We start from the raw sequence: 14872 nt of genomic DNA, 5'->3' as shown, positions 1-14872 counted from the left end.
CAAAGGGGTGCCCGCTCCTACGACGCGCCCGGCCGCCATCCGGTTCCTCACGAAAGCCGCCTGGAGGCGAGAATGCTGATCAGGTGCAGGACCATCTGCAGCACCGCCACCACCACGCAGGCCACCACCAGCACCCTCGTCGCGGCCAGGCCCCCGTTGATCGCGTCCCAGATCGCGGCGACCACCACGAGCAGCGAGAGCTCGACCGCCTGCACGATCCGGTGGAAGCGCAGCGCCGCGGCGGCCCTGCGCGCCATGCCCAGCCCGCGCGAGCCGAACTGCTCGGCCGAGGACTCGGTGGCCGCGACCAGGCCCGACCGGGCACGGGCCACGTCCACCAGGTCGGTCTCCGCCTTGATCAGGATGGCGCCGAGCGCGGCGGCGAAGCCCGCGACCGTGTACCAGTCGGGCAGCACCTGCGAGGCCCGGAACCCCAGCCCGATCAGCAGGGCGGCCTCGGCGAAGTAGTGGCCGACCCGGTCGAGGTAGACCCCGGTGATCGAGGTGCGCCGGGTCCAGCGGGCCAGCTCCCCGTCGGAGCAGTCGAGCAGCAGGTAGAGCTGGACCAGCAGGGCCGCCAGCACGGCCGTCCACAGGCCGGGCAGCGCGAGCACCACCCCGGCCAGCACCCCGGTGAGGATCATCAGCCAGGTGGTCTGGTTGGGCGTGATCGGCGTCTTGGCCAGCACCCAGGTGACGTAGATCGACAGCTTGCGCATGTACAGCGAGCCGGCCCAGTGCTCGCCGCTGTTGCGGCCCATGGTCGACTGCGGCTGGGCCACCGCACGGAGCTCAGCGACCGACGGCCCGGACATAATCCTCCACCCGCTCGCGAATCTCCGGTTCCGACAGGCGCAGGTGCTCAAGGATCGTGTAACGGCCGGGGCGGGTGGACGGCGCCAGCGCGACCGCCTCGGTGAACTGCCCGGCGGACAACCCCACGTCGGCGGGGGTGACCGGCAGCTCGTGCCCGCGCAGGCAGTCGACGACCTGGGTGAGCCTGCGCGAGTCCTCGCGGAGGAAGAAACAGAACGCGGCACCTATCCCGGCGAGCTCGCCGTGATTGGAGGTACCGGGAAAGAGCTGATCCACGGCATGCAGGATCTCATGATCTCCGCCACTGGAGGGACGGGAGGACCCGGCGACCACCATCGACATGCCCGACAGGATGAGCGCCTCGGCCAGCACGGTCAGGAACGCGTCGGACTCGATCGAGTCGCCCCGGCCGATCACCGCCTCCGCCGCGGTACGGGCCATCGCGCAGGCCAGGCCGTCGATCGGCTCGCCGCGCTCGCCCGCGCCGAGCTGCCAGTCCTCGATCGCCGACAGGTTGCTGACCACGTCGCCGACACCGGAGCGGACCAGCGAGGCGGGCGCGTCGTGCACGAAGTCAAGATCGACCATGATGGCCAGCGGCATGGGCACGCCGAACGAGCCCTTGCCTCCGTCGTGCGTGAGCGAGGCCACCGGCGAGCAGATCCCGTCGTGCGACAGGTTGGTGGCCACCGCGACCATCGGGATCCCGGCCAGCGACGCGGCGTACTTGGTCACGTCGATGGTCTTGCCGCCGCCGATGCCCACGACCGCCTCGTAGGCGCCCTTGCGCAGGTCCGCGCCGAGCGAGACGGCCGCGTCCACCGAACCGTCCGGGACCCGGAAGACCCGGGCCTCGCCGAGCGAGGGGGCGATCACCGAGGCGATCCGGTCCCCCTGGCCCGCGCCCACCGCCACCGCCACCCGGCCGGAGGTCGCCACCCTGCTGTCGGCCAGCAGCGAGCCGAGCTGGGCGACCGCACCGCGCCGGACCTCCATCGACAGGGGGGCCGGCAGCATCCTGGCTAGTATCGGCACGCGATCTCCCGCGCCTTGGCGAGGTCGTCGTGGTTGTCGACCTCGACCCAGGGGACGTCCCCGATGGGGGCGATCGCGATCTTCTCGCCGCGGGCGACGAGCTCCTGGTAGCCGTCCTCGTAGTACAGCTGCGGGTCGCGCTCGAAGGTCGCCTTCAGCGCGTCGGCGAGGCGCTCGCCGATGCCGGAACGGATCAGCGTGGCGCCGATGTACTCACCGGCGGCCTCGGACGGGTCCATCAGCTTGGTGATGCGCCGCAGGTGACGGTCCTCGTCGAGGGTCACCTTCATCTCCTCGTCGGCGAGCTTCTTGACGTCGTCCACCGCGAGCAGGATGTCGCTGGTCGCCGGCGCCGACAGCAGCGTCTCCTCCACCGAGACCGGGTGCACCGTGTCGCCGTTGACCAGGAGCACTCCCTGGTCGAAGTACTCGCGCGCGCACCATAGCGAGTAGGCGTTGTTCCACTCCTCGGCCTTGTCGTTGTGCACGAGGGTGAGCTTCACGCCGTGCCGCCGTTCCAGCTCGGCCTTGCGCTCGTGTACGGCCTGCGCCTGGTAGCCGACGATGACCACGACGTCACGGAGATCGGCGGCCGCGAGGTTCCGCAGCGAGATGTCCATGATCGTGGTGTCGCCGTCGACCGGCACGAGAGCCTTGGGCAGCGTGTCCGTGTACGGCCGCAGGCGTCGTCCGGCCCCGGCGGCCAGCACCATTCCCAGCAACGTGCACTCCTCATTCGGGTGAGAGCCTCCCGGCGGGCACTCCTAGGCCCCAAAGGTTAGTTGCCTTCGGGGCCTGATCGTGTAATCCGGAGTTTGCCGGATGTTCCCGATCGTGCGTCACGGGGGTCCTCAGTCGTGCGCGCCGAGGTCGGCCGCGTCCACCCCGACCCGGGGGGCGGCCAGCCAGCAGGTGACGCTCTCCCAGGAGAACAGGCACCACAGGTACAGCGCGAGCAGCGCGAAGACGGCGGTGACCTGCCCGGCGAGGCCGCCCAGCGCGACCAGCAGCATCCGGCCGTCCCAGCCGAGACCGGCCGAGGCCAGCCAGGACGGCGGGTAGACCCGCTGCCGCAACCGGTAGACCAGATCGTAGTGATGGAACGCCATCGCGCCGAGCAGCATGAAGATCAGCACCGGCGGCACGTCGTGCGCGAAGCCCACCGAGGCCACGAAGCCGTACTCGGTGAGGCGCAGGATCGGCGGCACCAGCCAGTCGAGCCTGCCGTCGTGCGGGTGGGAGCTGCCCGGACCGGTCAGCAGCAGCACCACCGCCGGGGCGAACACCGCCGGGCCGTCGGTACCGGCCACGCCGACCAACAGCAGCACCCCGGTCACGAACATCCCGACGACCGCCGGCGGCAGCGGCGGGAGCTGCCCCGCCACCAGCGCGCCCATGCCCCGCGACAGCACCCCGTCGTCCCGGTACGCGACCACTGCGCTGCGCGGCACCGGCGTCATGTGCACGGACATCGCGATCACACCCGTTCCCCCGTTCGTGTCGGTGTCCCCCGTGGTGTCCCCCGTGGCGTTCCCCCCGGTGTCCGCCGTGGCGTTCCCCCCGGGAGGGATCCGGACGGAAGCGCGGGCCGCCGGCCGGGGCGCCCGCCGCGCCCACCGCGCCCACCGCGCCCACCGTGCTCGCGGCGCCCGCGGAGCTCACGGCGCCCGGCGTCGTGTCCGATACCGGTCATCGGTTCAGCGACCTGCCGATCCGGCCCGCGAGGATGTAGACCATCGCGACCCCGCCCCAGGCCAGCAGGGCGAGGAAGGTCACCCGGGCGTTGAAGAACGCCGCGGTCAGCGCGATCAGCGCCATCCGTTCCCCGATGGGCAGGACGACGATCTTCTTGAGCCAGCGGGCGAGGGAGACCTTCTCCATGGTCTCGGAGAGCCGCACGACCGCGTTGTCCCTGTCCGGCTCGATCGCGCGCGTGGGGATCCCGGAGCCGCCGGCGGTCCCGGCGGTCCCGGCGGTCCCCGTGGTCCCGCGCCGGTCCCCCGCGTCGTTCCCGGTGAAGCCTGCGGTGCTCCCGGGCACCGCCCCGGCGGCGTCCGCACCGGCGTCCATGACGCCCGCCCGCCCGCCGGCGGATCCTCCGGTGCCCGTCCACTCGTCCAGGAGGCTCCCGGTGCCCGCCCGGTCGTCCAGGACGGGTGCCGGGCCGTCCCCGTGCTCGGCCGTCGCCGGTACCTGCTCCGCCTCGGGCGAGGCGAACGCGGCCCGCCACTTCGGCTCCAGCAGCGGCACCGGCACCGGCCACCCGGACAGGCCCTCCGGGCGGGCGGGGTCGGCGGGATCGGCCGGGTCGGCCAGGGCGGCCCGCGAGACCGTCGTCCCGGGCTCCGAGGTGTCCCACAGCGCGTCCTCCAGGCCGGTGCCCGGGTCCCTCCTGCGGGAACGCGGGACTCCGGAGCCCTCCGGCGCGGATCGGGCGGCCCTGGCCCGGGCGGCGTCGGCACGCGCCCCGCCGTACGAGAAATCGATCATGTGGCGGAGCATCTGCAGGATCAGCGCGGCCACCGCCAGCGCCCAGATGCCGTCCGGGCCGCCTCCGGTGCTCTCCAGCCCGGCCGCGTACCCGAAGGCGAGGCCCACGTAGACGACGTACTCCTTGACGCGGTCGAAGGTGGCGTCCAGCCACGCCCCGAGCGGCGAGAAGGCGCGGGTGTAGCGGGCCAGCTGGCCGTCCACGCAGTCGAGCACGAACGACAGGTAGAGCAGCACCCCTCCGGCGATCATGCCCGGCCGGGTGCCGGTGGAGAACCAGACCGCGGCGAGCGCGGCGAGGCCGACGGACATGCCGGTGACGGCGTTGGGCGTCAGCCGGAGCTCGTCCGCGAGCCTCACCAGATGCCGCGACCAGGAGCTCACCGCGTAGGTGGCGAAGAAGCCGTCGTTGCCCTTGACCGCGTCGTCCAGCCGGGCCTCGGCCTCGTCGACCTTCTCCAGCCGCCGTACGGCCGCGTCGGTGTCCGCCTGCCCGTCCATCCGGTCGCCGTGCAGGCGGCCGAGCCTGGCCGCACGCACCCGGACGCCCGAGCGGACCAGGCCGGTCAGGAGCAGGCCCGGCGCCTCGGCGCCGTCCATCGGGCCGAGGCGGCCGGTCTCGGCCAGCTCGGCGAGCGCCTCGGCGACCTCGGCGAGGAGCGTCAGGTCGGCGACGCCGATCTGCAGCGCCCCGCGGAAGGTGCCGTTGGCCGCGCCGACCCGGTGGAAGGAGGTGCCGGCGGCGGTCACCGCCCCGCCCTCGGTCCTGACCGGCGGGCGCGACGGGCCCGGCCCGTCCCCCTCGTCGCCCACCAGCGCCGCGGTGCCCTGCGAGGGGTGCCCGACCAGCAGGGCCAGAGCCTCGGTGTGCGCGAGGAGGTCACCGGCGACCACCAGCACCGGGCCGGGGGACGAGCCGGCCGCCTTGGCGACCCTGCGCAGGTCGTCGGCGAGCCCCCGGGAGCCCTCGGTCCCGATCATGTAGGTGCCGCCGGGCGCGTGGATGATGTCGCTGGAGCGGGCCACCACGTGCACGTCCCGCACCGGCAGGGTCGACAGCTGCGCGGTCAGCCGTTCGAGCAGCGTCCCGTCCGGGCAGCGCAGGTGGGACGCCTCGGTGGTGGCGAGCACGACCGCGACCGTCCGGGGCGTGCCGGGCGAGGCGGTGGCGCGAGGGTCGGGCATACGGGCTCCTTCGTATCCGACGGCGTCACCGTACGAATCGGGGAGTGCGCACTCAGCGTAGCTAGATCTTGACGGGATAGCACGGGAGCGCGCCGGACGATCGGGTACGCACCCGTTACGCTCGCCATATCCGAACTGTCGAAGGAAGGCGAACGTGGCCGAACGCGCACCCCGTCCCCGAACCGTCGCGGTGGTCCTGGCGGGGGGTGTCGGCCGGCGCGTCGGCCGCGGCACCCCCAAGCAGCTGCTGGAGATAGCCGGCAGGACGATCCTGGAGCACACGATCGCCCTGTTCCAGGGGGTGCCGGAGATCGACGAGATCATGGTGCTGATGGCGCCCGGCTTCACCGCCGAGGTGGAGCGGATCGTGGAGCGCGGCGGCCTCACCAAGGTCACCGCGGTGCTGGAGGGCGGCGAGACCCGTCCGGAGACCACCTGGCGGGCGCTGCGGGCCCTGGGGGCGCGCGAGTGCGACGTCCTGCTGCACGACGCCGTACGCCCGCTGGCCGAGCCCCGGATCATCGCCGACTGCGTCGAGGCGCTGCGGACCCACCGGGCCGTCGAGGTCGCGATCCCCAGCTCCGACACGATCGTGGTGACCTCCTCCGGGCCGGACGGGGAGTTCGTCCTCGACGTCCCCGACCGCTCCACCCTGCGCCGCGTGCAGACCCCGCAGTGCTTCCGCCTGTCGGTGATCCGCGAGGCGTACGAGCGCGCGTTCGCCGACCCCGGGTTCGGGGACCGGCCGCCCACCGACGACTGCGGCGTGCTGCTGCGCTACCTGCCCGAGGTGCCGATCCACGTCGTGCCGGGCAGCGAGCGGAACATGAAGGTGACCCACCCGGTCGACCTGCTGATCGCCGAGACCCTGCTGCGGGCCGCGGCGGCCGGTGACCGAGGCCGTCCGGACTGAGGCCGTCCGGACAGGGGACGCGCGGATCGGGGCCTTCCGGACAGGACCTTCCGGACAGGGGCCTTCCGGGCAGGGGGTCAGCCGCCCGCGCGCTCCGGCTTGCCGAGCCTTCGCGGGCTCGTCAGGAAGCCCCAGCCCCACGACATGTGCATGGTCATGTAGACCAGCGGCAGCCGGGCGAGCGCGGGAGCGGGCAGGCCGCTGCCGGTCACCGCCGACCCCGCCAGGATCGCCGCGACGTACCCGCCGGGGATCAGCAGGCCGGGCCGGAAGAACGGCGAGACCAGCAGCCCCGCCAGGATGGCCAGCACGGCCAGCGGCGGCGCCAGGTAGCGCAGGTTGATCGTGCCCTCGTGGGTGCGGGCGACCACCCGGCGCCAGCGCCCGTAGTGGAAGTACTGCCTGGCCAGGGCGCCCAGGTCGGGCCTGGGCCGGTAGGAGACGCGCATCCGCGGCTGGAACCAGACCAGGCCGCCCGACTCGCGGATGCGGTGGTTCATCTCCCAGTCCTGGGCCCGCTGGAAGTGCTCGTCGTAGCCGCCGACCCGCTCCAGCGCGGAGCGGCGGAACACCCCGAGGTAGACCGTGTCGGCCGGGCCGGCCGTGCCCCCGGTGTGGAAGCGGGCACCGCCGACGCCGATCTTGGAGGTCATCGCACGGGCCACGGCCTGCTCGAACGGCGTGACGCCCTCGGCCGCCATGACGCCGCCCACGTTGTCGGCGCCGGTCTCCTCGAGCGTCTCCACGGCGATCTGGAGGTAGTCGTCGGGCAGCATCGCGTGGCCGTCGACCCTGGCGACGATCTCGTTGCTGGAGGCGGCGATGGCGGCGTTGAGCGCGTTGGGGGTGCGCCCGGTCGGATTGGGTACCACCACCACACGGGGGTCGTCGGCGGCGATCTCGTCGGCCACCTCCTGGGTGCGGTCGCGCGAGGGGCCGATGGCGAGGACCACCTCGATCGGCCCGGCGTACCGCTGCGACAGGACCTGGCGCACCGCCTCCCGCAGATGGCGCTCCTCGTTCAGCACCGGGATGACGATGGAGATCGGGGGCCAGACGCGTGTCTCGGAAGACGACGCCGGCGCGGGCGAGTCGGGGAACTGCTTCATGGCGTCGCTCACGCTACTGTACGAACGGGTACCTGATCGACCCGGCTGGAGGCTAGGGGGCCATGCATGCGCGACCCGGAGGAGGATTCGGGTGTGCACGTGGGCGGCGACGCCTACGGCAGCGTCAGGGTGAGTCCACGGCGTGACCGCAGGTCGGCGAGGGGGGCACGCGCCCGCAGCCGCGGCCTGGTGATCGCCGGCGCGCTCTCCTGCCTGGTGCTGGGCAGCTCCGGGGTGACCTGGGGGCTGACGAACTACGCGACGGCGAAGATCAGACCGGTCGACGCGGGGGTGTCGGGGACGCACGCGAGCACCGGCGCGATGAACATCCTGGTGGTCGGCGTCGACAGGCGCGACGACCTCACCCGCAAACAGCAGAACCGGCTCAAGCTGGGCCGCGAGAGCGGTGAGCGGACCGACACCATGATGGTCGTCCACCTGTCCGAGGACCACCGCAAGGTCACCGTGGTCAGCCTCCCGCGCGACACCTGGACGACGATCCCCGGCAAGGGCCAGCACAAGATCAACGCCGCCTACCAGCTCGGCGGCCCCAGGCTCGCGACGCGCGCGGTGCAGGCCGCCACGGGCCTGCCCCTGCACCACTACATCGAGGTCAACGTGCTCGGCTTCATCGACGTGGTCGACGCGCTCGGCGGCATCTCGGTGTGCACCCCGGTCCCGATCAACGACCCGAAGACCGCGCTCTACCTCAAGCCGGGGACCTACCCCCTCGGTGGCGTCGAGGCCCTCGCCTACGCCCGGACCAGGGCCACCGCCCGCTCCGACCTGGACCGCATCGACCGCCAGCAGCAGGTGATGTCCGCCCTGCTGAACCAGGCCCTCAGCGGTGACACGCTCACCAACCCGCTCAGGCTGGCCGACTTCGTCGACACCTCGCTGAAGACGATCCGGGTGGACGACGCGCTCCGCAAGGACCTGCTCGGCCTGGCCGACCAGCTCAAGAACGTCTCCACCGACGACGTGGCCTTCGCCACGGTCCCGCTCGCCGACGTCGACTACAAGACGCCGACCGGCGAGTCGGCCGTGCTCTGGGACCAGGCGGGCGCCAGGGAGCTGTTCCGCCGGATCAACGCCGACGAGACGCTCGTCGCGCCCACCCCGCGGGTCAAGACCCCGAAGCCCACCCCCTCGGCCTCCCCCTCCGCGCCCGCGCTCACCGTGCCGCCGTCGCGGATCACCCTCAGGGTGCTCAACGGCACCACGATCACCGGCCTGGGCGCCCGGACCAGGGCCGAGCTGCAGAAGGCCGGGTTCCTGGTCCCCGAGATCGCGGGCAACACCCCGCAGAAGGACTTCGACAGGACCGTCGTGCGGTACGGCCCCGGCCGCGAGGACTCGGCCCGTACCGTCGCCGCGGCGCTGTCCGGAGCGGAGCTGCGGCCGCTGGCGAGTCTCGGCGACGCCATCGAGGTGGTGGCCGGTCGCAGGCACCCGGTCGCGAAGAAGATCACGGTCAAGGAGCCGGTCGCGACCGCGACCGCGACGCCCTCCCCCTCGGCGACACCGTCCGCCAGAACAGCAACGGACAATATCTGCAAAAAGTGAGTGAAGCGCTTAACAAGCTTTCATCCGGGCAGGAAAAAAGGCACGGAGGTGATGATCGTGATCTCGACATTCGATGTTCAGACATGGCGCAGCGGTCCCTGCGCGGTCGTACGGGCAACGGGCGAGCTCGACATGTCCGTCGCTCCCCGGTTGCGCGCGGAGATCGACCGCGCCCTGGAGGCGTCGGGCGCCCCGAACCTGGTGCTCGACATGACCGGCGTGCCGTTCTGCGATTCCGTCGGGCTGGGCGTCCTGGTGGGCACGCTCACCCGGACCAAGGAGGCGGGCGGCCGCCTCATGCTGGTGGTGAGCCCCGGCATGATCACCCATCTGCTGACGATCACCAATCTCGACCGGCACTTCGAGGTGCGCGGCGACCTGCGCGAGGCCCTGGACGCCATGGCCCCGAGCCACTCCACCGGCTGACCCCCGCCCTGCCACGCCCGCCGTCCCGCCGGTGCCCGACAGGTGCCGTACGGGGACGAAAGGGCAGGCGAGGGCGGTCGACCGGCATGATCGGCACGCTCTTTCCTGGAATAGCTGGCACATGTGCGGGTTGGCATCTACACTTCGCTTCGAAGCTATACGATCACGGAAAGCGATGATTCGCACCGTTAGGGAGTATCGTGGCTTCAGATCGTCCGTTCCCCGCCACGCCCGCACGACGAGGCCCGGAACGGTGAGCTGAGGCCAGGCGTCCGCACGACACCCCCTGGCCGGATACGTACATTCACGTGAGCCTGCAGGGAAGTGGGCGATGAACGCACTTCAACTCACGAGCGAACACGCGAGTGACTTCGTGGTCATCACGGTGGCCGGTGAGCTCGACCTCGCCACGCGGCCGTACCTGTTCGCCTTCGCGCAGGACATCATCGACACCTCCCCGGGAACGGTCGTCGTCGACCTGTCCGGGGTCACCTTCATCGACGCCTGCGGCCTGAGCGCGCTGATCGCGATCAGACGGCACGCCGGGGAACGCGGCACGCCCCTCCTGCTGGCCGGGGCCCCGCCCGCGGTCCTCAAACTGCTCAAACTCACCAACCTGGACGCGTCCTTCACCGTGGTCTCCCGTTCCGCGTCCGCAGGCCCTCCGCCGGGCGGCGCCCAGGACGCCCCTCCCCTGCGGGCCGGTCTCCCGTTCGCCGACCGGTAGGCCGCCCTCACGGGCGGTGCCCGCGCACGACGGCCGTCAGGCGGGCTCCCGCGTCACCGCGGCCGCCTCGGGCGTCCGCGAGCCCACCGGCCGGTCCGTCCCCGCGAGCCACGTCGCTCCGCCGAGCGGCAGATCGGCGGCCGAACGCCCGGCGAGGACCGTGAAGGCGCCCTCCTCGACCCGCCAGCCGTGATGCTCGGCCGACCAGTGCCGGAAGGCCCGTGCCGACACGTCCACGACGACCTCGACGACCTCGCCCGGCCCGGCGTCGGCCAGGGCGTACCCGGCCAGCCAGCGGACCGGGCGGACCACGTCCGTGTCCGGCCGGGAGAGGTAGACCTGCACGACCTCCCGTCCGGCGCGGTGGCCGGTGTTGCGCAGCCGGACCCTCACCGGCACCGGGGCGCCCGGCAGCGCGTTCCAGGGCACCGAGAGCCCCTCGTAGGACCAGGACGTGTAGCCGAGCCCGTGCCCGAACCAGTACGCGGGGGGCGTGGACCGCCGCAGCCAGGCCCGATGGCCGATGTCCAGGCCCTCGGTGTAGGGAAGCGTCCCGTCGCGGGGGAGCGTGGAGACCAGCGCCCGGTCCGCCCAGGTGGTGGGCAGCCGGCCACCCGGTTCGGCGCGGCCGAACAGGACGTCGGCGAGGCCGTGCCCGGCCTCCTGCCCGGGGAACCAGCTCAGCAGCACGGCCGGCACCTCCTCGCGCCAGGGCAGGTCCACCGGGCCGCCGGAGTTGACGATCACGACGGTGGCCGGGTTGGCCGCGGCGACCGCGCGGACGAGCTCGTCCTGGCGCCCCGGCAGGCGCAGGTGCGCGCGGTCGGCGCCCTCGCTCTCGATCTCCTCGGTGGTGCCGACCACGACGACGACGGCGTCGCAGTCTCGGGCGAGCTCCACCGCGGCGGCCAGCTCCACCTCGTCGGCCCGCCGGGGCGGGTCCGCGGCCAGGGACGAGGCGATCCCGCTGCCGGGATCGAGGCGCCTGCGGGAGACGAGCTCCACCGGCCGGCCCGCGGTCAGGGCGAGCCGGGCGCGCCGGTACGGCGGGGACAGGTGCACGGTGGCGGGGTCGTCGGTGTCCCGCTCCACCTCCTCGTCGACCAGGACCCGGCCGTCCGCCTCCAGCAGGACGTGGCCCCACCCGGCGACGGCCAGGTCCCAGACGCCGTCCGCCTCGGGGGTCAGCAGGGCGCGGATCTCGACGGTGACGGCGGCGTCGATCCGCGCGGGTTCCAGGATGCGGCCGGTCAGCCGGTGCTCGGCGTGCAGCTCCGCGCCCGCCGCGTCCAGCAGCCGGACCAGGACGCCGGGTTCACCGGTACGGGGGTCACGGGCGTTGCCCGTGCCCAGCGGGGTGGGACGGTCGCCGAGGGACGGGCCGGGCGCGTGGACCACCTCCGCCGTACCGGAGAGCGCCTCGCGGACGCCCTCCAGCGGGGAGACCACGGACGGCGGGTACACGCCCCCGCTCCCGCCGCCCTGGATCCGGGCCGCGGCGGCGTTCGGCCCGAGCACGGCGACCCTGCGCAGGCGCCGGGGGTCCAGGGGGAGCAGCGGGCCCTCGTTGCGCAACAGGACGGCGCTCGCCGCCACGGCCCGGCGCAGCAGGGTCCGGGCGTGCCCGTGGTCCCGGTCCTGCGATCCCGACGCGCCGGGGAGGGCGTCCTGTTCCGCGAAGACGGACGGGTCCGGGAAGGTGGCGGCGTCCGGGAGAACGGCCGGGAACGCGGGGGCGGACGGGTCCGGGAAGGCGGCCGGGATCGCGGAGGGGGACGGGCCGTCGGGGCCCGGGAGGCCGGGATCCAGCGCGCCGACCCGGGCGGCCAGCAGGAGCAGGCGCCGGACCTTGTCGTCGATCGCGGCCTCGGGCACCTCGCCCGCACGCACCGCGGCCACCAGGGCCTCCCCCCACGCGCCTCGCGGTCCCGGCATCGCGAGGTCCTGTGCGGCTCGGGCGGTGGCGACGGTGGAGCGTACGCCTCCCCAGTCCGACACCACCGCCCCGTCGAACCCCCACGTCCCCTTGAGCGGGTCTGCGAGCAGGGGGCTCTCCGACATGGTGGTCCCGTTCACCCCGTTGTAGGCGGACATGACGACCCAGACGCCCGCCTGGACCGCCGCCTCGAACGGCGCGAGGTACAGCTCGCGCAGGGTCTGCTCGCCGACGCGGGCGTCGAGGGTGAGCCGTTCGGTCTCGGAGTCGTTGGCGACGTAGTGCTTGGCGGTGGCGGCCACCCCGCCCGCCTGGACGCCCCGGATGTAGGCGGCGCCGATCCGCCCGGTCAGCAGGGGGTCCTCGGAGTAGCACTCGAAGTGGCGCCCGCCGAGCGGGGAGCGGTGCAGGTTGAGCGTGGGGGCGAGCAGCACGTGCACGCCCTTGCGCCGCGCCTCGCGCGCGAGCAGCCCGCCGAGCAGGGCGACCAGCTCCTCGTCCCAGGTCGCGGCCAGCGCGGTCGCCGACGGCAGGGTCAGCGAGGTGTTCCGCTCGTCCCAGCCGTCCCCGCGCACCCCGACGGGGCCGTCCGAGAGGACCATGGCCCGCAGCCCGATGTCCGGTTCGGCGTGGGTGGACCACACGCTCGCCCCGGTGAGCAGCCGCACCTTCCGTTCCAGGTCCAGCTTCTCCACCAGCCGGTCGAGCCCGTCGATGCTCACATGGTCCCCTTCACTGCCGGAGAGCGCTCTCCGAAACATCACGGATCCCGCCCGGGTCCGTACCGGACGGGGCGGGGATGGATACGCGGAAAGATCGGGTCCCCGCCCCTTCCCGGTCCCCCACCGGGAACCGGGGAGGGGCCGGGGGAGGCCGGGCGAGGGCCGGAGCGTCCCGGCGGGGCCTCCCGCCCGGGACCGATGGCGCGGTCCCCGGCGCGGGAGGCCGGGCGGGTGTCCGGGCCGGAGGGTCAGGGCCGGCGGGTCAGGGCAGTTCGAAGTTCTCCGTGAGGGCGGCGCCGCGGTGCGGCTTGTACAGGTCGTAGCCACGCGGGTTGCACTGGAGACCGCCGTTGATGCAGTGGGTCACCAGCGCGTCCAGGATGGCCGGGTCGTCCCAGGCGTTGAAGAAGTCGTAGTGCCAGGTGTAGCCGCGGCCGCTGGCCAGCCGCGCCTGCGACAGGTCACCGCTCGCCGGGAAGGCGATCTTGAACTCCAGCATCGGCACCGCCACCGGGTGGGAGGGCGGGCAGTAGCCGTTCTCGGGGTAGGACATGTGGCGCTTGTGGTCGGGGCTGTCCAGGTTGACGCCGTCCCAGCAGCTCGGCGCCTGGTAGCGGACGTTCACCTGGCTGCCCGGCACGCAGGAGGTCGGGATGTCCCAGCTGCGGGAGAGGTCGCCGCACTCGAAGCCCTCGACGGCGCCGGGAGAGTCCCGGAACTCCGCCAGCGTCGCGGTCGGGCTGCCGACGACGAAGCGCAGGCCCTGCGGGAAGGGCTGCACCTGCCAGTAGTTGAGGATGCCGGACTTGTAGTAGATGACCTGGTCGCCGACCGGCTGGACGAGCTGGTCGCCCTTGTAGAAGCTCGGGAACCAGTAGGCCGACCTGTCGTGCGGGTTGGTGCACGAGGTGCCGCCGCCCAGGAGCGAGGAGGCCGTGCTGTTCGCGTTGGTGGTCCTGTTGCCGACGAAGGTGTGCATGTGCGAGGCGCCCGGCAGGCCGGGGTAGACGATCGGGTCGTCGGGCCGGTTCGCCGTCCAGGAGCAGTTGGCCTGGAACTCGTGGTGCGTCACCTCGTCGGTGAACGTCGGCTTCGGCCGCGGGGTGGTCGTGGCACCACCGGTGCCGTACACCTTGAACTCCCACAGGGAGTAGCCGTAGCCGGTGGCGCGGGTGGTGCCGTGCATGCGGACGTAGCGGCCGGTGCCGGTGAGGGTGTGGGTCTGGGTGCCGCCGGTGGAGTTGGTGGTGGAGTACAGGTCGGTCCAGGTGGTGCCGTTGGTGGAGGCCTGGATCTTGTAGGCCTTGGCGTAGGCGCCTTCCCAGGTCAGGACGACCTGGGAGAGGGTGGCGGTGGCGCCCAGGTCCACCTGGATCCACTGCGGGTCGGCGGAGGCACTGGACCACCGGGTCCCGTTGTCGCCGTCGAAGGCGGCCCCGGCGCCGTAGCCGGCACCCTGGCTGGAGGACGCGGTCGCGGGCCTGTTCTGGGAGAGCGGGGTGTCCGCCGCGAGGGCGGGCGTGATGATCGTCAGACCGGCCGCGACCAGCGCGGTGATCGTGGCTGCGACCAGTCCCAGGCGGAACCTGACCGTACGTCGGGATGGTTGCATCGACTCTCCTTCGGAGGGGGGTGGCCGCGGGAACGGCGGTTGGAGAGCGCTCTCCTTCGAGATTGATGGTCTCCGTTGCGGATTGTCAAGACGCCGGTCCATCCGATCCGAAATCCACCGTTCATCCCTCCGCCATGTCCGCGCACCCGCGCGGCCGCGTCCCCATGGCCGGAGAAGCGACATCGGCCGTGCGAAAAGTGACGTCTGACGCTTATGTCCTACCAACATGTTTCCACGGTGTGAGCAGCGCGTTTCAGGACGGCACCCGGGAGAGCCTTGACATGCCCGATTCCCGGGAGCACTCTCGATGTCGGAGAGCGCTCTCCCTCCCCGTC

The 14872-nt window shown here is 72.8% G+C and carries 12 protein-coding genes; 4 read left to right on the top strand and 8 right to left on the bottom strand.

All coding sequences use genetic code 11. The features are described 5' to 3' along the window. Nucleotides 1-47: 47 nt before the first annotated feature. The 5 genes from ACZ6RT_RS16260 to ACZ6RT_RS16240 all read right to left on the bottom strand — a co-directional run bounded on the left by ACZ6RT_RS16260 (nt 48) and on the right by ACZ6RT_RS16240 (nt 5526). A complete protein-coding gene (locus tag ACZ6RT_RS16260) occupies nt 48-815 on the bottom strand; it encodes a CDP-alcohol phosphatidyltransferase family protein (RefSeq protein ID WP_399185945.1) in 768 nt (255 codons plus the stop codon). After that, nucleotides 793-1833 carry an iron-containing alcohol dehydrogenase family protein gene (locus ACZ6RT_RS16255; protein ID WP_399185944.1) on the bottom strand — a complete coding sequence of 347 codons (1041 nt, stop codon included), beginning with the start codon at nt 1831-1833 and terminating at the stop codon, nt 793-795. The genes ACZ6RT_RS16260 and ACZ6RT_RS16255 overlap by 23 nt, the downstream gene beginning before the upstream one ends. Nucleotides 1834-1838: 5 nt before the next feature. Further along, a complete protein-coding gene (locus ACZ6RT_RS16250; protein WP_399185943.1) occupies nt 1839-2573 on the bottom strand; it encodes a phosphocholine cytidylyltransferase family protein in 735 nt (244 codons plus the stop codon). Nucleotides 2574-2702: 129 nt separating this feature from the next. Then, nucleotides 2703-3323 carry a DUF5941 domain-containing protein gene (locus ACZ6RT_RS16245; protein ID WP_470154265.1) on the bottom strand — a complete coding sequence of 207 codons (621 nt, stop codon included), beginning with the start codon at nt 3321-3323 and terminating at the stop codon, nt 2703-2705. A gap of 217 nt (nt 3324-3540) precedes the next feature. Then, a complete protein-coding gene (locus ACZ6RT_RS16240; RefSeq protein ID WP_470154209.1) occupies nt 3541-5526 on the bottom strand; it encodes a CDP-alcohol phosphatidyltransferase family protein in 1986 nt (661 codons plus the stop codon). Nucleotides 5527-5680: 154 nt separating this feature from the next. Here ACZ6RT_RS16240 and ACZ6RT_RS16235 point away from each other — a divergent pair, with 154 nt between their 5' ends. Continuing rightward, nucleotides 5681-6439, top strand: coding sequence for a 2-C-methyl-D-erythritol 4-phosphate cytidylyltransferase (locus ACZ6RT_RS16235; protein WP_399185941.1), 759 nt, complete (start codon nt 5681-5683; stop codon nt 6437-6439). 77 nt (nt 6440-6516) lie between these two features. On the opposite strand, the gene ACZ6RT_RS16230 is transcribed toward ACZ6RT_RS16235, so the two are convergent. Continuing rightward, on the bottom strand, nt 6517-7548 hold the full coding sequence (locus tag ACZ6RT_RS16230; RefSeq protein ID WP_470154263.1) for a glycosyltransferase family 2 protein: 1032 nt from the start codon (nt 7546-7548) through the stop codon (nt 6517-6519). 66 nt (nt 7549-7614) lie between these two features. Between ACZ6RT_RS16230 and ACZ6RT_RS16225 the strand changes: the two genes are divergently transcribed. The 3 genes from ACZ6RT_RS16225 (at nt 7615) to ACZ6RT_RS16215 (ending at nt 10267) form a co-directional block, all read left to right on the top strand. Continuing rightward, nucleotides 7615-9114: an LCP family protein gene (locus ACZ6RT_RS16225; protein WP_470154207.1), complete on the top strand. Its 1500-nt coding sequence runs from the start codon at nt 7615-7617 to the stop codon at nt 9112-9114. 57 nt (nt 9115-9171) lie between these two features. Beyond that, nucleotides 9172-9540 (top strand): STAS domain-containing protein, encoded by a 369-nt coding sequence (locus tag ACZ6RT_RS16220; RefSeq protein ID WP_399185939.1) that lies wholly within the window; start codon nt 9172-9174, stop codon nt 9538-9540. Nucleotides 9541-9871: 331 nt separating this feature from the next. Then, nucleotides 9872-10267: an STAS domain-containing protein gene (locus ACZ6RT_RS16215; RefSeq protein ID WP_399185938.1), complete on the top strand. Its 396-nt coding sequence runs from the start codon at nt 9872-9874 to the stop codon at nt 10265-10267. Between the two features lie 36 nt (nt 10268-10303). Here the strand turns inward: ACZ6RT_RS16215 and ACZ6RT_RS16210 are convergent, their stop codons facing one another. After that, nucleotides 10304-12964: a glycoside hydrolase family 3 C-terminal domain-containing protein gene (locus ACZ6RT_RS16210; protein ID WP_470154262.1), complete on the bottom strand. Its 2661-nt coding sequence runs from the start codon at nt 12962-12964 to the stop codon at nt 10304-10306. Nucleotides 12965-13187: 223 nt separating this feature from the next. Further along, on the bottom strand, nt 13188-14537 hold the full coding sequence (locus ACZ6RT_RS16205) for a DUF1996 domain-containing protein (protein ID WP_470154205.1): 1350 nt from the start codon (nt 14535-14537) through the stop codon (nt 13188-13190). Nucleotides 14538-14872 lie beyond the last annotated feature (335 nt).

Source organism: Streptosporangium sp. NPDC050148 (assembly GCF_055586505.1).
This window is presented reverse-complemented; position numbering and strand designations above follow the sequence as displayed.

Bases quoted from the DNA above. Each gene is read 5' to 3' on its own strand.
- ACZ6RT_RS16205 (WP_470154205.1), bottom strand. From the start codon at position 14,537: ATGCAACCATCCCGACGTACGGTCAGGTTCCGCCTGGGACTGGTCGCA.
- ACZ6RT_RS16255 (WP_399185944.1), bottom strand. From the start codon at position 1,833: ATGCTGCCGGCCCCCCTGTCGATGGAGGTCCGGCGCGGTGCGGTCGCC.
- ACZ6RT_RS16240 (WP_470154209.1), bottom strand. From the start codon at position 5,526: ATGCCCGACCCTCGCGCCACCGCCTCGCCCGGCACGCCCCGGACGGTC.
- ACZ6RT_RS16245 (WP_470154265.1), bottom strand. From the start codon at position 3,323: ATGTCCGTGCACATGACGCCGGTGCCGCGCAGCGCAGTGGTCGCGTAC.
- ACZ6RT_RS16230 (WP_470154263.1), bottom strand. From the start codon at position 7,548: ATGAAGCAGTTCCCCGACTCGCCCGCGCCGGCGTCGTCTTCCGAGACA.
- ACZ6RT_RS16260 (WP_399185945.1), bottom strand. From the start codon at position 815: ATGTCCGGGCCGTCGGTCGCTGAGCTCCGTGCGGTGGCCCAGCCGCAG.
- ACZ6RT_RS16225 (WP_470154207.1), top strand. From the start codon at position 7,615: ATGCGCGACCCGGAGGAGGATTCGGGTGTGCACGTGGGCGGCGACGCC.
- ACZ6RT_RS16210 (WP_470154262.1), bottom strand. From the start codon at position 12,964: ATGTTTCGGAGAGCGCTCTCCGGCAGTGAAGGGGACCATGTGAGCATC.
- ACZ6RT_RS16215 (WP_399185938.1), top strand. From the start codon at position 9,872: ATGAACGCACTTCAACTCACGAGCGAACACGCGAGTGACTTCGTGGTC.